This window comes from Flavobacterium luteum (assembly GCF_008806775.1).
GTDB classification, from domain to species: Bacteria; Bacteroidota; Bacteroidia; order Flavobacteriales; family Flavobacteriaceae; genus Flavobacterium; species Flavobacterium luteum.
Map to the genome: position 1 here is coordinate 352,625 of NZ_WAEM01000001.1, position 26,284 is coordinate 378,908.

24 protein-coding genes and 1 pseudogene are annotated in these 26,284 nt (G+C 33.6%); 13 read left to right on the forward strand and 12 right to left on the reverse strand.

The window, feature by feature from the left end; genetic code table 11:
• The first annotated feature begins 14 nt into the window (after positions 1–14).
• From F6464_RS01760 to arsB, 3 genes are all read left to right on the forward strand, one after another.
• Positions 15–629, forward strand: coding sequence for a class I SAM-dependent methyltransferase (locus tag F6464_RS01760; RefSeq protein ID WP_151106029.1), 615 nt, complete (start codon positions 15–17; stop codon positions 627–629).
• 1 nt (position 630) lies between these two features.
• Positions 631–1,239, forward strand: coding sequence for an arsenate-mycothiol transferase ArsC (locus tag F6464_RS01765; RefSeq protein WP_151106030.1), 609 nt, complete (start codon positions 631–633; stop codon positions 1,237–1,239).
• 82 nt (positions 1,240–1,321) lie between these two features.
• A complete protein-coding gene (gene arsB, locus F6464_RS01770; RefSeq protein ID WP_151106031.1) occupies positions 1,322–2,350 on the forward strand; it encodes an ACR3 family arsenite efflux transporter in 1,029 nt (342 codons plus the stop codon).
• Between the two features lie 32 nt (positions 2,351–2,382).
• Here the strand turns inward: arsB and F6464_RS01775 are convergent, their stop codons facing one another.
• The 3 genes from F6464_RS01775 to F6464_RS01785 all read right to left on the reverse strand — a co-directional run bounded on the left by F6464_RS01775 (position 2,383) and on the right by F6464_RS01785 (position 3,723).
• Positions 2,383–2,640 (reverse strand): DUF6952 family protein, encoded by a 258-nt coding sequence (locus F6464_RS01775; protein WP_151106032.1) that lies wholly within the window; start codon positions 2,638–2,640, stop codon positions 2,383–2,385.
• 48 nt (positions 2,641–2,688) lie between these two features.
• Positions 2,689–3,000, reverse strand: a complete 312-nt coding sequence (locus F6464_RS01780) for a thioredoxin family protein (RefSeq protein WP_151106033.1) — start codon at positions 2,998–3,000, stop codon at positions 2,689–2,691.
• Between the two features lie 87 nt (positions 3,001–3,087).
• Entirely contained in the window at positions 3,088–3,723 is a 636-nt protein-coding gene (locus F6464_RS01785; RefSeq protein WP_151106034.1) for a peroxiredoxin, read from the reverse strand.
• A gap of 294 nt (positions 3,724–4,017) precedes the next feature.
• Between F6464_RS01785 and katG the strand changes: the two genes are divergently transcribed.
• Positions 4,018–6,234: a catalase/peroxidase HPI gene (gene katG, locus F6464_RS01790; RefSeq protein WP_151106035.1), complete on the forward strand. Its 2,217-nt coding sequence runs from the start codon at positions 4,018–4,020 to the stop codon at positions 6,232–6,234.
• 285 nt (positions 6,235–6,519) lie between these two features.
• Here the strand turns inward: katG and F6464_RS01795 are convergent, their stop codons facing one another.
• The 6 genes and pseudogenes from F6464_RS01795 to F6464_RS01820 all read right to left on the reverse strand — a co-directional run bounded on the left by F6464_RS01795 (position 6,520) and on the right by F6464_RS01820 (position 12,657).
• A complete protein-coding gene (locus tag F6464_RS01795) occupies positions 6,520–7,029 on the reverse strand; it encodes a YybH family protein (protein WP_151106036.1) in 510 nt (169 codons plus the stop codon).
• A 436-nt stretch (positions 7,030–7,465) separates the two neighbouring features.
• Positions 7,466–7,549: pseudogene (locus F6464_RS14600) on the reverse strand (HTH domain-containing protein); the annotation flags it as partial.
• 282 nt (positions 7,550–7,831) lie between these two features.
• Positions 7,832–8,527, reverse strand: a complete 696-nt coding sequence (locus F6464_RS01805) for a DUF4386 domain-containing protein (protein ID WP_151106037.1) — start codon at positions 8,525–8,527, stop codon at positions 7,832–7,834.
• Positions 8,528–9,266: 739 nt separating this feature from the next.
• Entirely contained in the window at positions 9,267–10,433 is a 1,167-nt protein-coding gene (locus tag F6464_RS01810) for a DUF1501 domain-containing protein (RefSeq protein ID WP_151106038.1), read from the reverse strand.
• A 2-nt stretch (positions 10,434–10,435) separates the two neighbouring features.
• The gene (locus F6464_RS01815) at positions 10,436–11,827 is read right to left on the reverse strand and encodes a DUF1800 domain-containing protein (protein ID WP_151106039.1); all 1,392 of its coding nucleotides are present in this window, start codon (positions 11,825–11,827) and stop codon (positions 10,436–10,438) included.
• Positions 11,828–11,838: 11 nt separating this feature from the next.
• Positions 11,839–12,657, reverse strand: a complete 819-nt coding sequence (locus tag F6464_RS01820) for a hypothetical protein (RefSeq protein WP_151106040.1) — start codon at positions 12,655–12,657, stop codon at positions 11,839–11,841.
• Positions 12,658–13,203: 546 nt separating this feature from the next.
• Between F6464_RS01820 and ccsA the strand changes: the two genes are divergently transcribed.
• Positions 13,204–16,341, forward strand: coding sequence for a cytochrome c biogenesis protein CcsA (gene ccsA / locus F6464_RS01825; RefSeq protein ID WP_151106041.1), 3,138 nt, complete (start codon positions 13,204–13,206; stop codon positions 16,339–16,341).
• 86 nt (positions 16,342–16,427) lie between these two features.
• Here the strand turns inward: ccsA and F6464_RS01830 are convergent, their stop codons facing one another.
• On the reverse strand, positions 16,428–17,237 hold the full coding sequence (locus F6464_RS01830) for a response regulator transcription factor (protein ID WP_151106042.1): 810 nt from the start codon (positions 17,235–17,237) through the stop codon (positions 16,428–16,430).
• 222 nt (positions 17,238–17,459) lie between these two features.
• Between F6464_RS01830 and F6464_RS01835 the strand changes: the two genes are divergently transcribed.
• Together F6464_RS01835 and F6464_RS01840 are read left to right on the forward strand one after the other, a co-directional pair.
• Positions 17,460–18,080: an RNA polymerase sigma factor gene (locus tag F6464_RS01835; protein WP_151106043.1), complete on the forward strand. Its 621-nt coding sequence runs from the start codon at positions 17,460–17,462 to the stop codon at positions 18,078–18,080.
• 68 nt (positions 18,081–18,148) lie between these two features.
• Positions 18,149–18,391, forward strand: coding sequence for a hypothetical protein (locus tag F6464_RS01840; RefSeq protein ID WP_151106044.1), 243 nt, complete (start codon positions 18,149–18,151; stop codon positions 18,389–18,391).
• A gap of 121 nt (positions 18,392–18,512) precedes the next feature.
• Here the strand turns inward: F6464_RS01840 and F6464_RS01845 are convergent, their stop codons facing one another.
• Together F6464_RS01845 and F6464_RS01850 are read right to left on the reverse strand one after the other, a co-directional pair.
• Positions 18,513–19,301, reverse strand: coding sequence for an anti-sigma factor (locus F6464_RS01845; protein WP_151106045.1), 789 nt, complete (start codon positions 19,299–19,301; stop codon positions 18,513–18,515).
• Entirely contained in the window at positions 19,301–19,831 is a 531-nt protein-coding gene (locus tag F6464_RS01850) for an RNA polymerase sigma factor (RefSeq protein ID WP_151106046.1), read from the reverse strand. Before F6464_RS01850 ends, F6464_RS01845 begins: the two co-directional genes overlap by 1 nt.
• Positions 19,832–20,044: 213 nt before the next feature.
• Here F6464_RS01850 and F6464_RS01855 point away from each other — a divergent pair, with 213 nt between their 5' ends.
• From F6464_RS01855 to F6464_RS01880, 6 genes are all read left to right on the forward strand, one after another.
• Positions 20,045–20,695 (forward strand): DUF4331 family protein, encoded by a 651-nt coding sequence (locus F6464_RS01855; RefSeq protein ID WP_151106047.1) that lies wholly within the window; start codon positions 20,045–20,047, stop codon positions 20,693–20,695.
• Between the two features lie 25 nt (positions 20,696–20,720).
• Positions 20,721–21,293 carry a DUF4331 family protein gene (locus F6464_RS01860; RefSeq protein ID WP_151106048.1) on the forward strand — a complete coding sequence of 191 codons (573 nt, stop codon included), beginning with the start codon at positions 20,721–20,723 and terminating at the stop codon, positions 21,291–21,293.
• Positions 21,294–21,421: 128 nt separating this feature from the next.
• The gene (locus F6464_RS01865) at positions 21,422–22,072 is read left to right on the forward strand and encodes a DUF4331 family protein (protein ID WP_151106049.1); all 651 of its coding nucleotides are present in this window, start codon (positions 21,422–21,424) and stop codon (positions 22,070–22,072) included.
• Between the two features lie 26 nt (positions 22,073–22,098).
• The gene (locus tag F6464_RS01870; RefSeq protein WP_151106050.1) at positions 22,099–22,653 is read left to right on the forward strand and encodes a DUF4331 family protein; all 555 of its coding nucleotides are present in this window, start codon (positions 22,099–22,101) and stop codon (positions 22,651–22,653) included.
• Positions 22,654–22,720: 67 nt separating this feature from the next.
• Complete coding sequence (locus F6464_RS01875; protein WP_151106051.1) at positions 22,721–24,007, forward strand: tetratricopeptide repeat protein; 1,287 nt, start codon at positions 22,721–22,723, stop codon at positions 24,005–24,007.
• Entirely contained in the window at positions 24,007–26,208 is a 2,202-nt protein-coding gene (locus F6464_RS01880; RefSeq protein ID WP_151106052.1) for a TonB-dependent receptor, read from the forward strand. Before F6464_RS01875 ends, F6464_RS01880 begins: the two co-directional genes overlap by 1 nt.
• Positions 26,209–26,284 lie beyond the last annotated feature (76 nt).

The following is a 26,284-nucleotide window of genomic DNA, read 5'->3' on the forward strand; positions in this document are numbered from 1 at the left end:
ACTAAAGTATAAATATGTCAGATAAAAAAGAACATTGGGATAAAGTTTTTGCAACAAAGCAAGAAACTGAAGTGAGTTGGTACCAACAAAAACCGGAAACATCAATTAATTTTTTCACTAAAAACAATATTCCAAAGGATGCTAAAATAATTGACATTGGTGGTGGCGATAGTTATTTGATTGATAATTTATTAGAAATGGGTTATCAAAATTTATTTCTATTGGATATTTCAGTAAATGCAATTGAACGAATCAAAAATAGGTTAGGAACAAAGTCTGAAAAAGTAACGTTTATAGTTTCCGATATTCTTGATTTTCATCCAGAAACCACTTTTGATGTTTGGCACGATAGAGCTAGTTTTCATTTCTTAACATCTGAAAATGACATTTCTATTTACAAAAAATTAGTTTCTAATTCAATTGTCTCAAATGGATTTTTATTTCTTGGAACTTTTTCAGAAAACGGACCTTTAAAATGCAGTGGATTAGAAATTACACAATATTCTGAAGCCAAATTTGAATCTATTTTCGGGAGTGATTTTGTCAAAATAAATTGTTTTGAAGAAAACCATCAAACACCTTTTAATACCACACAAAATTTCATTTTTTGTACTTTTAAAAAGAAGTAATATGCTAGAAAAATTATCAAAAACCTTTGAATCTATTGCTGGAATTTATGTTTCTAAGGAACGAAAAGAAATTTTAAACCCATTGATTGTTTATATTCAAGACAAAGTGAATTGTAACGAAGAAATTAGATTGAACTTCATTTGCACACACAATTCTAGAAGAAGTCATTTGTCGCAAATTTGGGCACAAACAATGGCGTTTCATTTCGGAATTAAAAATGTATTTTGTTATTCAGGCGGAACTGAAGCTACGGCAATGTTTCCTAAAGTTGCCGAGACGTTAACCAATCAAGGATTTCAAATTCAGAAAATAAGCGAAGAGCAAAATCCAGTATATGCCGTAAAATTTGATGAGAATCAGCATCCGGTCATTTGTTTTTCAAAAGCCTATTTTGATGATTTTAATCCAAAAATCCATTTCGGAGCAATCATGACTTGTAATAATGCTGACAAAGGTTGCCCAATGGTTTTTGGTGCAGAAGCAAGATTTCCTATAAAATATGACGACCCAAAAGCTTTTGACGGAACGGTTTTAATGAATGAAAAATACGCAGAAAGAAGTTTACAAATTGCAAGTGAAATGTATTTTGTATTTTCTCAAATCAAATAAGTATCAATCGCAATATCAATGTCAATTATAATTTCAATAGACATACAAATCTTAATAAACTTAATATCTTAATGGTTTAAAAATGAAAAAGCGTCTCAACTTTCTCGACAGATTGCTAACACTTTGGATATTTCTTGCTATGGTAATTGGAGTTGGAATTGGTTATTTTATTCCGAACTCTGCTAGCTTTATCAATTCCTTCTCATCGGGTACTACTAATATTCCGTTAGCTATTGGCTTAATTTTGATGATGTATCCGCCGTTAACCAAAATTGACTTTTCCAAAGTGCCACAAATGTTTGACAAACCAAAACTGCTAACTGCTTCCTTTTTAATAACATGGATTGTTGGTCCATTTTTAATGTTTTTATTGGCGACTTTTTTCCTAAAAGACTATCCTGAATACATGACCGGTTTAATCATTATAGGAATTGCGCCTTGTATTGCTATGGTCATTGTTTGGAACGAACTTGCCGAAGGAAACCGAGAATTAACAGCAGGTTTAATCGGAATTAATAGTTTATTGCAGGTTTTCTTTTTTAGTTTGTACGCCTATTTTTATTTGAAAATCATGTTGCCTTTATTTGGAATTAAAGGTCTAGAATTGAATATTACTATTACTGAAATTGCCAAGACTGTTGGTGTTTATTTAGGAATTCCTTTTGCTTTAGCTGTTGTCAGTCGATTTTTGATTAAAAAGTATATTGGCGAAAAATGGTTCAATCAAAAGTTCATTCCGTTTGTTTCTCCTATCACTTTAATTGCGCTACTTTTTACTATTGTAATAATGTTTAGTTTAAAAGGAGAAATGATTGTCGATTTACCATTGGATGTGCTTAGAATTGCTCTTCCGTTAGTGATTTTCTTTTCGATTATGTTTTTCTTAATGTTTTTTGTTTCCAAGAAAATTGGAGCCAATTATCGTGATGCGGTTGCATTATCATTTACAGCCTCTGGGAACAATTTTGAATTAGCAATCGCTGTTTCTATAGGTGTTTTCGGAATCAATAGCGGACAAGCTTTCGCAGGTGTTATAGGGCCTTTAGTGGAAGTTCCAGCATTGATTACTTTGGTAAATGTAGCATTTTGGTTGCGGAAAAAGTATTATTAATAAAAAACTCCCAATTGCTTGAGAGTTTTTATTTACTTATCAATTGAACCCAAAACTCGCTTCATAAAATCGTTTAAAGCTTCTTTCTTTTCCTTACCATCTTTGACCATTTTATAAACTTCTAAGGCGCCATACATATTAGAAATTAGTTCGCCAATGACTTCTAATTCCTCATCTTTTAAAGAAGAAAGCTCACAAAGGTTTTCGAGTACTTCAATAGTTTCAACAATATAATCCTGATCGTTATCTTCAATAAATTGAGTAAGATGTTTTATAACTGGTAATTTCATGATAATTATTATTTGTTTATCGAGACATTTGATTTTTAATTGACCAAATTACCCAATTACTTCATTAACCAATTCAGTAAGCACTTCTAATTTAGTGGTTTGACTTTGATTGACTAATTCACCATTTTTAAAAGTAGCAAAGGTTGGTAAATTATCAACTTTAGCCAGTTTTCTCGATTCAGGAAATTTCTCAGCATCAATCATTAGAAATGGAATGCTATCATTTTGTGAAGCCAACATTTTGAATTTAGGTTTCATGATTCTGCAATTACCACACCACGAGGCTGAATATTGTACCACTACCAAATTATTTGAAGCAACTACTTCGGCTAAATTATCTTGTTCTATTTCTGAAAACATAGTTTTAAAATTTCAATTTCAATGACAACATCAAAATTCAATTTTTTGCAATTGATATTGACATTGTCATTGCTATTTGTTATTGAATTAATGAGAAGCTAAATAAGTAGCAGTACTATTTCTATCGGCACTCATGGCTTGCTTGCCTTCTTCCCAGTTCGCAGGACAAACTTCACCTTTGGTTTGAACGTGAGTATAAGCATCAATTAATCTTAAGTACTCGTTTACATTTCTTCCTAATGGCATATCGTTTACACTTTCGTGGAATATTTTCCCGTTTTCATCTATTAAATATGTTGCTCTAAAAGTAACATTTGAGCCTTCCAAGATTTCGTCGTTTATTTCTTCATTATAAACCCATTCTGCATCAAGAATTTCTAAAGTAGTAGATAAATTACGTGTAGTATCTGCCAAGATTGGGTAAGTAACTCCTTCTATTCCGCCATTGTTTTTTGGAGTATTTAACCAAGCAAAGTGAACTTCGTTAGTATCACATGAAGCACCTATAACCATAGTGTTTCTGTTTTCGAAATCTTCTAAAGCTGCTTGAAAAGCATGAAGTTCTGTCGGACATACAAAAGTAAAATCTTTTGGATACCAAAATAAAATTACTTTTTTCTTGTTATTTTTAGCTTCCTCAAGAACGTTAATTCTTAAATTATCTCCCATAAAAGAGATAGCATCTACTGTAATGTTTGGAAATTTTTTACCTACTAATGACATAATTATATGGTTTAAATATTATTTTTTTAATTTGGAGCAAAAATAGATAGAATCATTCTATTTATTTTATGTTTTGATTGCATTTTATTATTTATAAATAAGCTAAACTTATCCTAATGTCACTCTAAATAAAAAACAGTTTCAGTACTATTTTTAGTAATATCAGGTTTATATATAACATAAGAATTTTAGTAATAACTATAGTTTTTATTTATAGAAAATTTATTTTATTATTGTTTTTTTTGATAACTTAGCATGACAACTTTTTAAACAAATAAATAAACTAATTATATTATGGAAAATAGTAAAAACACATCCAATGAAAGTAAATGTCCGTTTTCAAGTGGAATAGTGAAGCATGCGGCAGGAAATGGTTCAAGAAATGATAATTGGTGGCCTAATCGGTTAAAATTAAACATTCTTAGACAACATTCTAAAACATCAAATCCTATGGGAGATGCATTTAACTATGCGGCTGCTTTTAATAGTTTGGATTTGAATTCGGTAAAGAAAGACATTTTCAATCTAATGACCACTTCACAAGATTGGTGGCCAGCAGATTATGGTCATTATGGTCCATTCTTTATTCGTATGGCTTGGCATAGTGCTGGTACATATAGAATTGCTGATGGTCGTGGTGGGGCAGGAGCGGGCGCTCAGCGATTTGCGCCCCTGAACAGTTGGCCAGATAACGGGAACCTTGATAAAGCACGTTTGTTATTGTGGCCGATAAAACAAAAATATGGCAAAAAAATTTCATGGGCCGATTTGATGATTCTTGCGGGGAATTGTGCGCTAGAATCGATGGGATTTAAAACTTTTGGTTTTGCTGGCGGACGTCAGGATATTTGGGAACCTGAAGAGGATATTTATTGGGGAACCGAAGGAAAATGGTTGGATGACAACCGTTACTCAGGTGACCGAGAACTAGAAAATCCGCTAGCTGCAGTTCAAATGGGACTTATATATGTGAATCCTCAAGGCCCTAACGGAAATCCAGATCCAATTGCTTCTGCTCGAGATATTCGAGAAACCTTTGGACGAATGGCAATGAATGATGAAGAAACAGTGGCTCTTGTTGCTGGTGGTCATACTTTTGGAAAAATGCATGGAGCTGCTGATCCCGATCAGTACGTAGGCCCAGAGCCTGAAGGTGCAGCTATCGAAGAACAAGGCCTTGGTTGGAAAAACACTTTTGGTAGCGGAAAAGGTGAACATACTATTACAAGCGGTCTTGAAGGTGCTTGGACAACAACACCTACTAAATGGAGTAATAATTATTTCGAAAACCTATTTGGTTTCGAATGGGAACTCACCAAAAGCCCAGCTGGCGCATACCAATGGAAACCAAAAAATAATGGTGGCGCTGACACTGTTCCAGATGCACACAATCCTTCAAAGAGACATGCTCCAGTGATGACTACAGCAGATTTAGCTTTAAGGATGGATCCTATTTATGAACCCATTTCAAGACGCTTTTTCGAAAATCCTGCCGAGTTAGCTGATGCATTCGGTCGCGCTTGGTTTAAATTAACCCACCGTGATATGGGACCAATTACCCGTTATTTAGGTCCAGAAGTGCCTAAGGAAGAATTAATTTGGCAAGATCCTGTTCCAGCTGTATCGTATAAAACAATTGATGATAATGATATTGTTTCTTTAAAAACAAAAATATCAGAGTCAGGATTGACCGTATCAGAATTAGTATCTACTGCTTGGGCTTCAGCATCTACCTTTCGTGGATCTGATAAACGTGGTGGTGCAAATGGTGCACGTATTGCTTTGGCTCCGCAAAAATATTGGGAAGCGAACAATCCATCACAATTGTCAAAAGTTTTAGAAACACTTGTAAGTATTCAAACAGCATTTAACAGTATTCAATCTCAAGGCAAGCAAGTTTCCTTAGCTGATTTAATTGTTTTAGGTGGCTGTGTAGGTATTGAAAAGGCGGCAAAAAAGGATGGAAATACGGTATCAGTTCCTTTTATACCCGGAAGAACTGATGCTTCTCAAGAACAAACGGATATCGACTCATTTGCAGTTTTAGAACCAACTGCTGACGGTTTCCGTAATTATATGAAAAAAAATTATTCTGTTTCAGCAGAAGAAATGTTAGTTGATAAAGCACAACTTTTAACATTGACTCCACCTGAATTGACAGTATTAGTAGGAGGTTTACGTGTTTTAAATACCAATTTTAATCATTCTAATCATGGGGTGTTTACCAAACATCCTGAAACACTAACCAACGACTATTTTGTGAACTTACTGAATATTGGTACGACTTGGAAGTCAATTTCAAATGATGGAAATCTTTTTGAAGGTTGTGATCGTAAAACAGGTGAAGTGAAATGGACCGGAACTCGTGTTGATTTAATTTTCGGATCAAATTCAGAGCTAAGAGCACTTGCGGAAGTATACGGATGTGAAGATTCTAAAGATAAATTTGTAAACGATTTTATTAAAGCTTGGAATAAAGTCATGAATTTGGATCGCTTTGACTTGGCGTAATTAATAACAGAATTAAATGATACTAAAAGGTGAGCTTCTAGGAGTTCACCTTCTTTATTTTTGATTTCTCTATTCGTTCGTTTCTTTATATCTAAATACTTTTTATGTAACTAATTAAGAGTAATTTTATTAAGAAAATCAATTTACTTTTATTTTTAAATATAATTTTCTACCAAATATGTCAATCAAACAGATGCTATTGATGCAATAAGTAGATTTTTAAATTAAAAAGCACAAAAAAAGCACTTTGTTTCTAAAGTGCTTTTCAAAGAATTAAGTTTTGCATTATTCTTTTTTATCTTCTGTTTTGCTTTCCAATCTAGGTCTGTCTGAGGCCGACATATCTCTTATACAAACATATTTCCCTTCTCTTTTTTCAAATACTGCAATAAAATTACCAGTATACAAAGCTGTGCTTGTAGAATCAGAAACACGATAATTCCCAATTTCTACCACTTGAATCCCGTCATTTGAAGGATGCACTTCATTAACTACAAAAGCAATTTGATATCCACTAGGAAAATTGGCTAAATCATCCTTTATCGATTTTCGTATGGCTAATTTGCCTACTATAGGTGGTTTGTTTTGTGAAAAGCTAGTAGCATCTTTCGCATAATACTCTTCACTGTTTATATTACGATCATTAAATAATTCGGCCATTTTATTTTCTATGGCTTGAATTTCAATTTTTATTTGCTCTTTGTCTACTATTACTTCTTCTGTCTTTGGTTTACAGCTTACAACTAAAGTTACAATAGCAATAAAAACGACACGGTTTAAAATCTTATTATTCATATGATGTTGGATTAAATTGGTTTTATATTATCATAAAAAATAATTTGGGAATATAAAAGTAATAATAAAATATTGAAAACCAATAATGTATAGCCTTTTTTTCTTGGTTTACTGCATTTTTAAATTATACCTTTTTCTATGTTAAAATTAGTGATGTTTTTTAGGGGTCTTCCGTAATAAAGAATAGCAATTGAAATTAATAGTTATAGAAGCGCATTTTAAAAACTTGATTAAACTGTCTCTGTGCAAAGCCACCTAAAGTATAAGAACATCAATAACTGTTGACTATGTATTTTTATATTATTTTTCTTTTCGCTGAGATTTTACATAATCTTGAATTGTATTTTCATTACTGTACTTTTCTACTGTATCACATAAAAAATTCCCCTATTTATATTGCAGGAATTGCTTTGTATAGTTCTGTAACCTTCCATTCTTAACCTTCTTCTATCAAAATAGGAACGTCTGATTCTTCTAATGCTTTTATGTCTCTATAAATGGTTCTATTGCTGACTGAAAATTTATTGGCAAGTTATGAAGCGGTTAAAAGTTGTTTTGTTTGCAGTAGTGTTAAAAGTGTTGTTAGACGTGAAAGTCTTTTTGTAGGGTCATCTATATTTATTTTACATAAAATGTTTAATTATCCCCTATTTTCAGAGTGGCCACTCGAGCGATAACGAACAGGCAAAGCAATAATCACCAATACAAACAAACTTTAAAGTAAACACAAAACCCAAATCTTACGAAGTTGCTGTGAGCGGTTCGGGCAATTTATTTGTCAATAGTACTCTTTTTTTTGGCATCAGTTTTTGATTCTTTTAGAGGTGTCTATACCTTTTAGGAGCAACCATAAGCAAAGAGATAGCTCACCAATAAAAATTGGGATAGCAAGATATAAAAACAAAGGGTTTGAAAATCCTTTTGAAAGAAACATAGTGAAGCTGTTTATCAAATAACACAAACCTGCAAAGGCATAAAGAATACCCAATGTTTTTGGAATTAGGTTTGATTTATAAATCACAAAACCAATTATTAAACAATAAAACCCAAAGAACACCAAACCAAGAGCATATCCTTGTATCTGAATATTTAATGAAAGGAGCGAAAGTGCAGCAAGTTGATTGGGTTGAAATGCATTTAAATACGTATCATTACTTAATAATAACAATGGTGCAATTTGATTGAGAAGGTTTACGGCGATTATGGCTGTCTGTATTATGACAAACGCCAATGCAAGTTGTATTAAAAGTTTATTTACATGTTTGAAAATATGGTAAACAATCAAAATCGTTGGCAAGCCAATTACAAAGTTAATTAAGTCAGCCACGAAACCCCAACGAAATAACATTTCGTGAGTCTTAATGTTTTGCGCTGTAGTCAATGCATCATTTGAAACACTTAAAGCCTGCCTTACAAAAACTTCAGAAAATAGTCCTGTTGCAATTACAATTAAATAGCAAAAGCCTGCAATTTTTGATAATTTTTTATCTGAAATCATAGTGTTAAATGTATAAGTGGTTCTTGTCGCTTTGCTATATCTGTGAGGTAAAGGTACTTTTAGTTACAATACCTTTGCAATTTTTTTTCTAACCTTACCGCTTAAAATCTAGTACACAGCATTGTGTTTAGTTCTAAATTAATTTCATTATTTGGATTTGCCACTCGAGTGATAGGGAATAGGCGAAGCAAATGATCATAAATGCAAAACCAACTTTCCTATAAGCCTATTTACTGTTAGCATACGTTATTCTAACGTGAAATATTTGTTATGAACAGCAAAAAATGGCCAGTTAGTTTTTTCGTTTAAGCTATATTAGTTTTCATTGATATCTTTTTTGGTTAATTTGTGATAATGTTTTCAAACTTTTAAATAAGTCCGATAAAACAAGACCTAATCGCCTTAAAATAAAGCACATTGTTCTTAAAAAGTAGCAACAGCAATCCTTCTCAAATAAATAAATTAACTTTCAAAAAACTGTGATTTTTTTTTGAATGAAAATTTTGTCATAGCGTTTAATGATATACCATTTTTTTAATTTAATCTGAAGAAAGGAGACTTCGGAGAGCGGGAGTGTTTTTTTAGGAGAAATTTTATATTGTTTTTGCAGTTGCTACTACCTCCTTTATCGTTAAGACAAACCATTCCTTTACATCAGTGCTACGATTTAAAAAAATCGTAAAGGTGATTGCTCTCGTATCAAAAGATGAGATTGAATGACAAAGAGGGTAGTGTTACATCAAAACAAACCATTCAACGTTGTATTGGTAATCCCAATTTTAGTAGCATCAAAATTCATTTTATGCTGCAACAGTGAAGCATAAACGCTCCTAAAATCAACTTCATATTTCAAGTCGCCATTATCTAAATCAGCCAAATTGGGGTTGTTGCCAATGATGCTTTCTTTATTCCCGCCTCCAATGATAAACATCGGTGCTGCCGTTCCGTGATCGGTACCGCTACCATTGTCTTTAACGCGTCGTCCAAATTCTGAAAAGACAACAAGCGTAACGTTTTGGAGCAGTTGCGCCTTTTTCAATTCCGAATAAAAGCTAAAGATGGCATCATTCAGTTCGGTGAGGTTCCGTTGCTGGATCTTGATTTGATTATCGTGGGTGTCGTAACCATTTTGTGAGGTGTAATACACTTTTGAGTTCAGGTTCCCTTTGATTAATCGGGCAATCCATTCTAAGTTTTTGCCTAAACCGGTTTTTGGATAACTGGTTTCCGAAGTAGATTTGGCTAATGCTTTCTGAATATCATCAGAGCCTTCAGCAACCGAATATGCAACCTTTCTAACAAAATCCAATTGCGGATTATCCGAAAGTTTTACGGTGTCATCACTATTGTTTTTGATTTTAAATCGGTTCGGATCTTTTACGGTTATCGAATTGGGTTCATTGCCTTTCAATGATAAGTTGTCAATGTTGTCAAAGTTTACGCCCGCCGTTGGCTGATGTTCTGTGCATTGCAAATCCAGATAACGCCCAAGCCAGCCGTTGTTTAAATAGGCATTGGAAGCGGTTGCGGTTTGCCAAATTTCTTGACTGCGAAAATGGGAACGGTTCGGCTCCGGATAACCAACATTCTGAATGATGGTCAAGTCACCGTTTTGTTGCATCGTCGCAAAATCTTTCAGCGCGGGATGAAATGCCATGCCCTTATTGCTGCTGATGACCTCATTTTTATCCAAAGCAATTTTGGAACGCAAATCATAATACAACGGATTCTCATACGGAATAAACGTATTCAATCCATCGTTGCCACCATTGAGCTGAATGAAAACCAAACATTGTTCGCCAATAACCAAATTGGTCTGCGAACCAAAAGCATGAAGGAAATTGGGTAGAAGCAAGGTTCCGCCTGTGAATGTTCCAGTAAGCGTTAGAAAGTTTCTTCTGTTCATGGTTAGATGATTTGAAATTCAGGTGTTTTTACCATAGTGTTGAACAATCGCATTACAGCATTATCAGCACCTTCTGCCTGTGGATTAAAATCGTATTTTAAAATCGTTTCCCAGTCTTTTTGCAGATTTTCATCGGTATGAAATAAAAGCCGCTCTTGTAACTCCGCAATAATAGTTTTGTTGGTTCCCGATTTGTTCCATTTTAAGGATACATTTAGGAGTTGATTGCTATTGGCATTCACCATATCATTGTCTGTATTCTGGGCTCTGCGGCTGATGTTTCTACCGCTACACAACAAATCGGCAACAGTATTCCGCTGCAAGTAGACCTGTGAACTTATCCATTCTTTTCCTCCATTCCAGCCTTTAACATTGGGCTGGTTGAATAAATCCATGCCTTGCTGTTTCAGGTAAAAAGCCAGTACCTTCGGATTCAGTTGCTCTGCATTCAATTCATTCATCAATTGTAAAATATAAACCAACGGATCTTTAATCTTGCTTCCGGCGTTGTCTTTTGTGAATTCTTCGGTAAAGATTTTAGTCAGCAAAGGCTTGATTTCAAAATCGACCTTCTTGAAGTAATCGCCATAATAGGTTACCAATTCCGGTTTCGGATTGTCATAAACAAACCACTGCAGTATTTTTCGGGTAATTAGATACGGCACTGCCTTTTGTTCAAATATGATGTCAATCATTTCGTCTGCCTTGAAGTTTCCAGTTTTGCCAAAATAAGTAATGGTTTCGTCGTTTTGAAGCGCCTGTCTGTAAACAGCTTCCTCTTCACCAATGTTGAGTCCCGCCAAACCTTTCGCACCGTTTTTAATATCATCTTCGGTATAATTGCCAATTCCAAGTGTAAAGAGTTCCAATAATTCCCGACTGAGATTCTCATTTATTTTATCCCGACGGTTGTCCACATTATCCAAATAACGCACCATGGCATTGGATTGGATTATTTTTTTTGTCAACGTTTTAAAGTTTCCAAAAGCATGTTCTCGAAGCAATTGGTTGTGCTGGAATATCCAATGATTGACTTTTACTTTTTGAAACGTACATACAAAATGATTGTGCCAAAAGCAGATCATCTTCTCGCGCAGCGGAAAATCATCGGCAATCATTTTCTGCAGCCACCAGGCTTTCATCTCTTGGGATACTTGAATTTCCACTTTCAATAATTCTTTGACATTTTCAGGATTTGATGCTTTGATTTCCTGACGTCTTGCTTTTAACTCCTTCAGTGATTTAGGACTCTTATCTAAAAACGAAGTAATTTTTTTGTCATAAGAAGCACGGAAAGAGTTGTCCAGAAATTTTGATAAACCCATTTGTTCAATAGCTTTACTTTGTTTTCCAGAAAATCCTAAACGAAGCGACCAAAGTGTGTTGGTATTCATAACAATGATTTTTATCTTCTTTGGCTACCTTTTGTTCGTTTTACTTTTACCGCTTTTACGTTGCCTCTTCGATTTTTGTGGATTACGGTAGTACCTCTTCGGTTGTGAACCACTACTGTTGAAGAATGTCTTCGAGGATAATAAACACGGCTTACAGCGGCAACACGCCGAACCTTTACTACATGGTAATGCGGACGATACCGTACGCCGTAAGAATAAAAAAGCGGATGTGCAATTGGGCTCCAAGGGCTCCACGATCTTGGATACGCTCTCCAGCGATAAGGTGAAATCCAAACCACATAAGCGGGAGCATATAAATAGCGGACACTTGGCCAAGCCCATACATTTACTGTTGGTGCCGAATTAGCAACAACGGCAACATTGGATGCTGCTTTTAGGTTTTGTACAGCCCCTTTTTCTTCACTTGATGGTTCAACAATTGTGTTTTTGGGAAACAAATCTTCATCGCCCATAATCTGTAAAACGGCATTCCCTTCGCTGGTTTTTTCAATGGCAATTAATGCGATGTCTTGTTTTTCTGTTTCATTGAGATAGGTGCTCATGACAATCATATGAGAGTCATTTTCCTTGATGTCTTCCACATTGATATAATCGACCTGACCATCTCCGTCTAAATCAAGATTGTTCACCTGATTGTTTTCCTGATTAAGATTTCTTTCAAATTCTTCGAGTGAATTAGAATTTTTGAATAGCTCTAAGGCACCTTCTAAACTAAAATCGTCACCTGTATTTTCAGGACGATTGTCTTCCTGACCGAAAGCTGATGTTATTGCTAGAACAACCAAAAGTAGCGCAACTATCTTTTTCATAAACTATACATTTTTAGAAGTATGACTCTATTACAAAGCTATGGTTTAATTTGATACGATAATTTTTGTCTTCCTATCGTAAATGCTTTAAAAGTTCTTCACTATTTCAGTGTTATTTATGCTGATACAAAACTCCTATATATTGTATAAAATCATATCTATCCACCCCAACTTTGGGTAGATTGGTATTACAAAGTAGCAATAGCAATCACTCTCAATTCTATAAATAAACTTTTAAAGCCTGTGATAAACTTTTCAAACTGAAAAAAAAATCACAACATAAACCCAAAAAAAGGGTACTGAACACCATTACTTTCTAATTTGAAAAGTAGATTTATAATTTAACAGTTGCGTTTTCTGTTTCAATTCAATTGGTAAATACATATATTTTTTAAATAAAGCAACCTAAAATACATAAATCCGTTTGTCGCCTTTTTCAATTATCAACAAATCTTAAATAACACTTAAATGACGTTGTATTCCAATTTAAAACTAAACATTTTTGCCTACTTTTGTCTAACTTTTTAATTTACTAATTCCAAACTGATGGAAAAAAAGATACTTTCCTTTTTATTCTCAACTCGTTTAATGGCTTTTTTATTCCTTTCTTATGCAGTGGCAATGGGAATAGGAACCTTTATAGAAAGCGAATACAATACGGATACGGCTCGAATTCTAATTTACAATACCAAATGGTTTGAAGCCATTCATTTGTTTTTTCTAATCAATTTTTTAGGAAATATAAAACGGTACCAACTCTATAAAAAAGAAAAATGGGCGACTCTTTTATTGCACTTGTCTTTTATTTTTATACTAATAGGTGCTGGCATTACTCGGTATATCAGTTACGAAGGCATGATGCCCATTCGTGAAGGTGCTGCCGAAAATCAAATTTATTCAGATAAAACGTTCCTTACTTATTTTGTAGATGGTGAGTATAAAGGCGAAATGAAGCGACGCATTTTCGAAAATCCTTTGTTGCTTTCTCCGGTTACAAACAATGCGTTCTCCTATACTGAAGACTTTGCCGATATTCCTTTTGAAGTGTCCTATAAAAATTTTATAATGGGCGCCACAGAATCGATTGCTGAAGATAAAAACGGAACAGTTTATTTAAAATTAGTCGAATCTGGCGATGGAACCCGTCACGAGCATTATTTAAAAGAAGGGGAAGTTCAAAACATTCATAACATTTTATTTGCTTTAAATAAATTTACTAAAGGTGCTGTTAATATCAACACCACTGGAGATTTTTATACCATTCAAACCCCATTTGATGGACAGTTTATGCGAATGGCTGACAAAATGCAGGGCAAAGTCATAAAAGATGAGACCCAACCGTTAATGATGCGTTCTTTATACAATGTGGGAGGTTCACAATTTGTTTTTCCGGAACCCGCCAAAAAAGGGTTTAAAACCTATGTTTCGAATAACGATTTTAAAGCTAAAAAACACGACGATGCATTAACGGTAACCATTAGCTCTCAAGGAACAACTAAGGAAGTAACGTTATTAGGGTCTAAAGGTAAAATAGGAGAGCCTCAAGTGGTTACAATTGGCAAATTAGATTTTACGTTATCCTACGGAAGTAAAGCCTATACTTTGCCATTCAAAATTCAGCTGAATGATTTTATTGCAACAAAATATCCTGGAACCGAAAAAAGTTATGCCGCTTTCGAAAGTCAAGTAACGGTCTTAGACAACAGCAAAAAAACGAATGCTCGCATTTATATGAATCATATTTTAGATTATGGTGGGTATCGCTTTTTTCAATCTTCGTTTGACCCAGATGAAAAAGGAACGGTACTATCCGTAAACCACGATTTTTGGGGAACACTAATCACTTATATTGGGTACTTCATGTTGTTTTTTGCCATGATGGCGATATTGTTTACCAAACATTCTCGCTTTGCAGATATTAAACGCAAATTAGAAATTGTGAAAAATAAGAAAGCAAAATTAATCACTATTGCTATTCTTTTTTTGAGTTGTAATGCCTTTTCACAAAATCATGCGAGTCATAAAACAACACAAAATCAAATTGATTCACTATTAAATAAATACAAAGTTACCGAAGAACATGCGGCAAAATTTGGTAGATTGATTGTGCAGGATGAAGGCGGTAGAATGAAACCCGTGAACACGTTCTCGTCTGAATTGTTGCGAAAAGTGAGTAAAAGCGATACCTATAAAGACATGAATTCTGATCAAGTATTTTTGTCGATGGTTCAATTTCCTAGAGTTTGGTTTGAAGTTCCTTTAATTTACATCAAAAACGGAAATGATAGTATTCGTAAAATTATAGGATTGGATGCAAAAGAAAAATATGCTCCTTTTATTAAATTCTTTGATGATAAAGGCAATTATAAATTGACTCCTTATATTGAAGAAGCCTATAAAGCATCAATTCCCGATCAATTTCAGAAAGATTTTATAGAAACCGATCGTAAAGTAAATCTATTAAATTCGGCTTTGAGCGGCAGCATTTTGAGAATTTTTCCTATTCCTAATGATGCCAATAACAAATGGATTTCGTATTTAGAATTGAATCAAGCCAACATTCACGGTATTGATTCTACTTTTACTAAAAACATACTTCCTTTATACATGAGTGCTTTAGATAGTGCTGAGATTAAAAAGGATTATGTAAATGCGAATTTCTTTTTGCAAAGCATGGAGAATTATCAGAAAAAGTTTGGTAGTGCCGTTCGTCCTAACGACGATAAAATTTCTTCTGAAATCATGTACAACAAATACGATATTTTTAAGAAACTCTATTATTTGTATATGTTAACTGGCGTGTTGATGCTATTGTTTACCATCATCAATATTTTCTTCGAAAAGAAAGCCATTCGAATGGTCATTAATGGATTTCACATTCTTATTGGGTTCTTGTTTCTTTTGCATACTACAGGATTAATAGTACGTTGGTATATTTCGGGTCATGCCCCTTGGAGTGATGCCTATGAAAGTATGATTTATGTGGCTTGGGCTACCATGTTTTTTACTTTGGCTTTTGATATCAAATCAAAATTAACGGTTGCCTCAGGAACTTTTGTGGCTTCAATGATTTTAATGATTGCGCATTGGAATTGGATGGATCCTTCGATTGCGAACTTGCAACCGGTTTTAAATTCCTATTGGTTAATGATTCACGTAGCCGTAATTGTGGCCAGTTACGGTCCGTTTACTCTGGCTATGGTTTTAGGGGTAGTAGCTTTAATTTTAATGTTATTTACCAACAGTAAGAACAAAGCCAAAATGGATTTGAACATTCAAGAAATTACGTATATCAATGAAATGGCTCTAACCATTGGTTTGGTCATGCTTACCATTGGAAATTTTCTTGGCGGACAATGGGCAAACGAAAGTTGGGGACGTTATTGGGGATGGGACCCTAAAGAGACTTGGGCCTTAATTAGTATTATGATTTACGCATTCGTGATTCATGCCCGTTTTGTTCCTGCTTTACGCGGAAAATGGATTTATAATTTAATGAGTATCGTTGCTTTCTACTCAATTATGATGACCTATTTCGGGGTGAATTTTTACCTTACCGGAATGCATTCCTATGCTAGTGGAGACAAAGTGGTAACACCAAGTTTTGTATATTATTCAGTAGCTTGTGTTGCCGTTTTAGGTTTCTTTTCGTATTTGAGTTATAAGAAGCATTTGAAGAAATAATGCAAGTTTATACGATATAAAAAAAGGTTCAACCATAAAGTTGAACCTTTTTTATTTGGTTTAAGGAGAAATACAGCATTTGCGATTTAAATCATCCCCGCCATTTTTGCCATTTGTACCAATGCCGTTGAATCTCTAACCCCTAATTTGTCAATCATGTTACCACGATGATTACCAACGGTATTAATGCTGATATATAATTTCTCGGCTATTTCTTTGGTATCCAAATCATCAGCGATTAGTTTTAAAATCTCTTTTTCCCTTACAGACAATAAGTCTTTATTGGAATACAGTTTATCTTGGGAATGAAAGGTGTGAACATATTCACTGTTTTCTCCATGTGAAATTCGTATCCAATACTCCCTAAAATTCTTTTTAAGAAGGTGATTGATGTTTTGAACATAATTAAAAGTGTAATTAAATTTCCTATTTTCATCGTAATGAATGGGAGAACCCTTAGAAAAAAGGCAGATTGGTTTGCCATCCAACAGCTTGTATCTAATGCCACAGTGAAATATTTGTATATTCATTCGATGTTCAAAAGGAATGTCCTCTAGCACTCCAGTGAACCACTTTACGGAATCGGTAAAAAAAGTCAAATACTCTTTTTCAAGCAAACTCATAATCTGAATCATTCTCTCCGCTTGGGGTACTTCGGGAAGTTCGCCCCAAAATTCTTTTTCTCCCACTTCTAGAACTGGAGTATAATTGAGGTGGTCAAATATCCCAATCACTGCATCGGTGCCTCTTATTCCGTTAAGAAGCAGATTTGCTTCCTCTCTAAATCGTTCTACTTCTCCAATGGTATCGTCTATAAAAAAAGAAGATGACATGGCAACAATCTTTTTATACAGGAAATCTGCATCCTGCATCTTTCTCAAACTATTTTCCTGCATATCTTTTTAGTATGTTTTTTTCCTTGTTCTCCAATAGTATATTACAGCCTATCTAATTTAAAACTGAAATGCTTTTATAAAATGCTAATGTAGTGGATTTTATCCTTTAGAAATAAAATTGCTCTTAAAAAAATGATGATTATCACTATTTCCTGTGCGAATAGCTAAAGCTAGTTTTACTTTATAAAACAAAGTAACTAAAACAAGCAAAATAGTAGCATTATGATAGCAACAACTACTTATTCCAAAAGGCAAGTTATACCAGTATTCATTACTAGCAATACTAAATTTGTTAACCCACATAATGATATTGATTCATTAGTAAAGTTGGTTCAATCTAAAAGTGAAAGAGGCTTTCATACTTTATATAATAAGTATTGTAAAGCACTATATGTGGTGATTTTAAAACTTGTAAAGCGAACAGATGTAGCTGATGATTTATTGCAAGATACTTTTGTAAAAATATGGAAACACATTGATAGTTATGATAGCTCTAAAGGAGCTTTATATACATGGATGTTGAACATAGCAAGAAACCAAGCTTTAGATTATCTTCGTTCAGCTAATTATCGAAAGCAACAGCTTCAAGTAGAAATTGATTTATTTGCTCATTGTAAAGCTAGTATTGGAAATACAGTTTCAAGCAGTTGCCCCATAGAATTTTCTGACTTTAAAAGCAAAGCATTAGAACTTGACTCAAAATATACCGAAGTGATTGATTTGATTTACTTCTATGGCTGGACACAAGAGCAAACCGCCGATATTTTAAAATTGCCATTGGGAACCATAAAAACCAGAGCAAGAAAAGGACTTAGTTTGTTAAAAATACTTTATCAACAATAGTATTAGACCGTAGAAATCCAATTTTAAGCTACAGCTAAATAGAAAAATATTAAAAATAAAATAAGCAAATGAATATAGGTAACTATATCACTAGTGGAATACTTCAAGATTATTGCCTTGGAGTACTTACAATTGAAGAAGAAAAAAAAGTGGAAAACATGTGTCATGATTTTCCCGCTGTGGCAAATGAACTTCAGTTATTACAAAAGACACTTGAAAAATATACAGCAAACAATAGTATTTTTCGTCGGAATGAATTACGAATGAAGGTTTGGGAAGCGGTAAAAAAATTATGGGAAGCGAACCCTTAGTGATAGATAAAGTATAGCGTACATAGATTAATCTTTGTCAAAGATTTATACTTTGACAAAGATTTTAAAAAGGGTATTATTAAAAGGCATTATAAATTTTCTTTACATTTAAACAATTCATTTACACTTTTCCTAAAGTATACAATTGTTCCATAGTAGGCGATTTGCTTCCTCCAGATGGCTCTAGTGTAATCCCAAAAGCTTCGGCATCTCCAGTTGAATTTACAGCAAACATTTTTGTGGTATTGTCGCCAAATTTATCCAACAAACCAATACTCGTTGGTGTCAATTGAGGCAATAATTTTAGAGACCAAATTTGATATACTTTTCCTTCTGGTGGTTCTGGTAAACCTGAGGCATCAACATAAACGACTTCGGTTTCTTTATTCCAATAAATTTTAGCAAAAGCTTTTGGAGCAACGGCTTGTCCACCTAGAGTAATAACTGTGTTTTTTGTGTCCCGAATAACAGTCAAAGCCTCTTTAGCATTTTTGCTCTGATTTTCAGCAGCAACTACAGCATCGTTTAGTTTTATTTTTTCATTTTCAATAGTAGTTATTTTGCTCTCTATAGCAGTTTGATTGGTATACATATAGCCAATTCCAACCAATAAAACAACAGAAGCTGCCCAGCCCAGATATTGGTATGTACTTGTTTTTGACTTCATTTGAATCACTTTACGATGTTTCAAATTTAATTTATACTTGATTTTCTCATATACATCTGAAGAAAGTACTGGAGAAAAACTACTCGATAACGATAATATACTTTTTTCAATTGCTAGTATTTCATCTTTTATTGTCTTATCTGATTGAGACAAAACTGCTATTTGCCTACTTTCTTCTTCGTTTAATAAACCATAAACGTAGAGTTCTAAATCACCTGAATTGATTATCTCTTTTGTATCCATTATACTTTTAAATACGTTCTTAAATCATTTATACAATTTCTATTTTGCGTTTTAACAGTGCCAAGCGGAATCTCAAGTTCATCCGAAGCTTCTTGTTGGGTATATCCTTGAAAAAATAATAATTCAATGATTTGGATACACTTTGGTTTTAACTTGGTTACAAATTCTCTAATTCCAATAATATCAATCCTATTGATGAGTTTGTTGCTGTCGTCCAATAGATGTACGAAATTATCAGCGGATAGGTTTTTCTTAGTGTTTGAATATCCTTTAGATCGAAGTTTATCAATGGCTGTGTTTCTGGCAATATTCAAAATCCAGGTGTAAAATCTTCCTTTGTTTTCTGAATAGCTGTCGATGCTTTTCCAAATTTTCACAAATACTTCTTGTAAGGCATCTTCAGCATCTTCTGTTTCTTTTATAAGATTAGAGATAACCGAAAACAAACTCTTCGAATACATATCATACATGACAGTAAAGGCACGCTCATCCTTATTAAGGATTAACGGAATTAATTCTTCTTGACTCATTGTTTTTGTTTTTTGTCGTTATAGGAACACATACGTAAGAATTCTAGGTTTGGTTTAATAAATATATCTTTTTTTTTAAACAAAATTAATTATCAAATAAATTATTTTATAAATACTTGAAATACAGTTATTTATAAAATAATTCTTTTTTTTTAAAATCCACAATCATTTCATTCTCGTATATCATTTTTTAACAACTTAATATTTTTAAACATGAAAAAAACAAGAATGGTTTTAGGTCTGTCGCTGGTTGCGATTTCAGGTCTAATTTTTATGGCAGCGGATCACGCAGATGCTCCCGCTGTAACAGGTAATGCCAATGACATTACAGATGTGTATGCTTTTCAAGGGCAAGACACCAACAACATGGTATTTGTAGTAAATACACAAGGTTTGTTAACACCTGGAGCAACTGCTTTGGCAACATTTAATGAAAATGTACTACAAGAGATTAACATTGACACTGATGGTGACAATGTAGAGGATTTAGTAATTCAAGCGATTAGAGATGGAAAAGAGATGCATTTCTTTGGTCCTTATGCGCCAAATAGCACGGGTGTTAATTCTACAATTAATAGTAAAGAGGAATCAGGTAAAGTTAAAATCACTCCTTATGGTAGTGCTCCAATTATTGAATCAGAGCATGGCATGAAATTTTTTGCTGGACCAAGAGACGATCCTTTCTTTTTTGATTTAGGACAATTCAAACACATCCTTGCAGGAGAAGCCACAAGTTTTAATAATCCTGGAACTGACACTTTTGCAAGAACCAATGTTTTATCAACAATAATTGAATTGCCAAAATCAATGTTAGGAAATTCGTCAACTATTAATATTTGGGCAGTAACAGGTAAAAGACAATAAATTAATACTTTAAAAAATATATAAAATGAAAACATTAAATTTTAAAATAATTGCAATCGCTTTTATCGGAGCTTCATCCCTTTTTGTAAGTTGTGATAACACTGATAGTACTAGTGAATCTAATACTGATCAAGCTGCTCGTAAAGGAAAAAAATTCAGCGGTACTTTTGTACAACAAGATCAAATGGCTCGACCAGCAATAAATACTGTATTTATTGGTTCTGGAGCTCCAAAAGATGCTTTTAATGCTTCAATTCCATCTGAAATGGGAGCTTCATATCAAGGTATTTTTCAGTCCCGATTATTGGCTTTAAATTCTGGATATACTACCAATGCTTTAGGACAAACTGCTGCGCAATTAACGGGTTTATTATCTACAGATGTTTTGAATGTTAGCAAAGTAGCTCCAACAACTTTTTTTGATGGTACTAATGTACTAACTGGAAGGAATGCTGCAGATGATGTTATTGATGTAGAATTACTATTGATTTTTGGTGGACCAACTGGGGCATCAAATCCAGGATTAACTTCAGATCACGTTAATAGCAATGACAAATCGTTTACAGCTTCATTTCCTTACTTAGCATCTGCTTGGTAAATTAATTCCATTAGAGCCTATACTATTTAGGCTCTAATTTTTTAAAATGATAAAATAAATCATTTTAAAAAAAACCAAAAACAATTTCACTTCGTATATCCATACATAATAATTAAAATAAATTAAAAATGAAAAAAACAAAAATGGTATTAGGTCTGTCGCTGGTTGCGATTTCAGGTCTAATTTTTATGGCAGCGGATCACGCAGATGCTCCAGCTGTAACAGGTAATGCTTCAGACATTACAGATGTGTATGCTTTTCAAGGGCAAGACACTAATAATATGGTATTTGTAGTAAATACACAAGGTTTATTGTCTCCAGGAGCTACTGCTGCTGCGACATTCAATGAGAATGTGATGACAGAACTCAACATTGATAACAATGGAGATAATGTGGAAGATTTAGTAATACAAGCGATAAAACGTGGCGATAAAATGTATTTCTTTGGACCAACTGCTCCTGGAACTACTGGCGCTACAAGTACTGTAAAAACTACAGCAGCATCAGGAAGTGTTGCAATTTCAGCTTATGGAAGTACGCCGATTACAGCTACAGAAAATGGAATGAAATTTTTCGCTGGACCAAGAGACGATCCTTTCTTTTTTGATTTAGGACAATTTAAATCGATTTTAGGAGGAACTGCAACTGGATTTAACAATCCAGGAACAGACACTTTTGCTGGAACAAATGTTTTAGCTACTGTTATTGAAGTTCCAAAATCAATGTTAGGAACGTCTGCAACTATTAGTGTTTGGGCTGAAACTAAGAAAAAAATATAATTAAATTTTAAATTAATAGAAAGAAAATGAAAACAAATAAATATAAAATAGTAGCAATGTCATTATTGTTCAGTGCTACATTTCTAATTAGCTGTAATAATGATGATGATAATAATAGTGTGACACCTACACTAGATTTTTCAGGTAGTTACGTACTACAAGATCAAATGGCACGTCCAGCAATAAATACCGTATTTATTGGTTCAGGAGCGCCAAAAGATGCTTTCAATACTACAATTCCTTCAGCAATGGGTGCAGCTTATCAAGGTGTTTTTCAGTCTAGATTAATGGCTTTAAACCCTGGTTATACTACTAACTTACTTGGATTGAGTGCAGCAGCTTTTACAGGAGTTTTGGCTACGGATGTTTTAGGTGTAGCAAAATCAGGACCAACTTCTTTCTACAATGGGACACAAGTTTTAACAGGAAGAGCTTTGGCTGATGATGTAATTGATGTAGAATTAATATTGATTTTTGGAGGACCAGATGCAACAGCAAATCCAGGTTTAACTTCGGATCATGTTAATGCAAATGACAAAACCTTTTTGACCTCATTTCCTTACTTAGCTTCTGCTTGGTAAAACAATTTTATCAGAGCGTATTTATAATACGCTCTGATTTATAATAAAACAACAAAAACAAAACAACATGAGAACAATAGCCATTTTAGTATTTACAGCTTTTTTAATTATAAGTTGTACTTCCAAATCGAATACAGTTACAGCTCAAAAAGATTACAATAAATATTTAGAAATTAAAGACAACAAATCAAGAGATTTTGCTCAAAACGAAATCAATTTTTGGCAAAAGAAATACGATAAAGCACCCAATCAAACGAGTTATTTAAGTCTTTTGGCTTCTAATTATTCTAAACTTTTTGAAAACACTGGGGATGTAAAATACTTGTATAAAGCGGAAACTTTATTATTGCAAGTGAATAAAGAATACCACTATGAAACCGTTGCACCAATTCGTTCCCTGGGAAGAAATTACATTTCACAGCATCGTTTTAGAGAAGCATTGATATTAGCAAACAAAGCCTTAGCTATAGGCGAAGGAATGAAAGAAACACAAAAATTACTTTTTGATGTCAATATGGAATTAGGCAATTATACAGAAGCTGAGAAAAATTTAGCAGCCATAAATGACAAAACAGACTTTGATTATCTGATTCGAGTTTCAAAATGGAATGACCATTTAGGCGATTTGAAAACAGCGATAACTTTTATGGAAAAAGCAAAAGATATAGCTATAATAAATGACAATAAATCATTAAAAATTTGGACGTTTTCTAACTTAGGAGATTTGAATGGTCACGAGGGTAATATTCAAAAATCCTATGAATATTATTTAAAAACGCTTGAAATAGAACCTAATAATAGTTATGCGTTAAAAGGAATAGCTTGGATTGCTTTTTCGCATGAAAAAAACACCAAAGAAGCTACTAGAATTATTGATAACATTTCAAAAAGACATCACACTCCTGATTTCTATTTGCTTAAAGCTCAAATTGCTGAATTTGAAAATAATGAAGTATTAAAAAATGAAAATGTAACGGCTTATTTCAATATGCTAAAAACCATTAATTATGGTGCGATGTATAACAAATACAATACGTTGATTTATGCAGATGATAAAATTACCGCTACAAAAGCATTACAAATCGCTAAAATTGAAGTTGAGCATCGACCTACTCCAGATTCCTATGATTTATTGGCTTGGTCCTATTATAATTTAGGTGATGCCAAAAAAGCATTAGAAATTGAGCAAAAATATGTAGTTGGAAAATCCTTCGAACCTAAATTGAATTACCATTTGGCAACCATCTATAAAGCCAATAATCTGACTACTAAAATTGCTCCAATAAAAGAAGAATTATTAAAAAGCACTTTTGAATTGGGTCCAAATTTAGAGAAGAAAATAATCACTTTGTAATGAGAAATTTATACACACTTCTTGCGTTACTTTTCTTTGCTTTTGCTCAAAGTCAAATGCAAAAGGGAGTGGTTAAAGATTCTATTGGTAATCCGATTGATAATGCCTATATAATCAATACCAATTCGCAAAGCCATGTGCATACCAATGAATTTGGTGCTTTTAGTATTGATAAAACCAACAAAGGAGATGTATTGAAAATAGCATCATTGGGTTTTAAAAAAACAGATTATATTTTCCAAAGCAATGATTTTACAATTGTTTTAGATAACGACATTTATAAATTGGATCAAGTGGTTATTCAACCTCGATTGAATGCTATGAATGTAATTTCAAAAATAGATTTGCAAACCGTGCCCGTAAATTCTTCACAAGAAATTTTGCGAAAAGTCCCTGGATTATTTATTGGACAACATGCCGGTGGAGGCAAAGCAGAGCAGATTTTTCTGAGAGGTTTCGACATCGATCACGGAACAGATATTGGAATTTCGGTTGATGGAATGCCTGTAAACATGGTATCGCATGCGCATGGTCAAGGCTATGCCGATTTGCATTTTGTCATTCCAGAAACGGTTGATAAGATTGACTTTGGAAAAGGAACCTATTATGCCAACAAAGGAGATTTTACTACTGCAGGATATGTTGATTTTAGTACAAAAGAACGAGTTGATAAAAGTGCTGTAAGTGTTGAAGCGGGTCAGTTTAATACCTTGAGAACCGTTGGAGTTTTCAATTTATTAGATAAAAACAGAAACCAAAATGCCTATTTGGCTACCGAATATATTTTAACGGATGGTCCTTTTGATGCGCCACAAGATTTTTCAAGAATCAATTTATTTGGAAAATACACGAGTGTCATGGCCGACAATAGTAAACTATCAATAATTGCATCTCGTTTTACGAGTAAGTGGAATGCTTCCGGACAAATTCCGCAACGCTTGGTTGATAATGGATTACTATCTAGATTTGGTGCTGTTGATGCTACAGAGGGCGGAAATACAGCAAGAACGAATGTGAATGTGGCTTTGATAAAACCAATTAATGAAACTGCTTTTTTAAAGTCGAATGCTTTTTATTCCAACTATAATTTTGAGTTGTTTTCTAATTTCACTTTCTTTTTGGAAGACCCAATCAATGGCGATCAAATACGTCAAAAAGAAAGCAGAGATATTTATGGTTTGAATACGGAATTAAACAAAAAGTATACAAAAGCTTTATACCAAATAGGTTTTGGATTTAGAGCAGATGCTACAAAAAATACAGAATTATCGCACACAGTGGGAAGATTTACCACGTTGCAAACCTTGAAACTAGGCGATATCGATCAAAGCAATATCTTTTCCTATGTAAATGCTGAATATACTTTTGGAAAATTTAAGATAAATCCGGCCATCCGATTGGATTATTTCAAATTCAATTATCAGGATAAATTGGCACCTGACTTTACAACACAAAGCGAAGATAAAGTAAAGATTTCGCCAAAACTTAATTTTATTTATTCGGCGAATAACAATTTGCAACTGTATTTAAAATCGGGACTTGGTTTTCACTCTAATGATACTCGAGTTGTAGTAGCGCAAACAGGTGAGAAGATTTTGCCAACAGCCATCGGAACCGATTTGGGTACAATTTTCAAACCGTTTCCAAAATTGGTTATCAACTCAGCCTTATGGTATTTGTATTTAGAGCAAGAGTTTGTTTATGTTGGCGATGCTGGAATTGTAGAGCCAAGCGGTAAATCAAGAAGAATGGGCTTTGATTTGGGATTGCGTTATCAATTGATAGATTGGTTGTTTTTTGATACCGATATTAATTATACACATGCACGAAGTATCGATGCACCATCGGGTCAAGATTATATTCCTTTGGCACCCGATTTTACTTCTACAGGAGGTTTGAGTATCAATAAATTAAATGGATTTTCTGGCGGACTTCGATACCGTTATTTAAAAAGTCGTCCAGCCAACGAAGATAATTCTATTGTAGCAAACGGGTATATGGTTTCTGATGTCAATATTAATTACGAGTATAAGAATATGACTTTTGGTGTTTCTGTTGAAAATATTTTTAATACTAAATGGAATGAAACCCAGTTTGCTACTGAATCGCAATTGAAAAATGAAACCCAAAGTGTTGAAGAAATTCACTTTACACCTGGAACGCCTTTTTTTATGAAGGCAAAAATATTGTTTAGATTCTAAAGATGTTTTGTTTGTTTTTTGTTGTTAAACCCATTGGTTATTTTATCAATGGGTTTTTCATTAAAGATTAATAAAA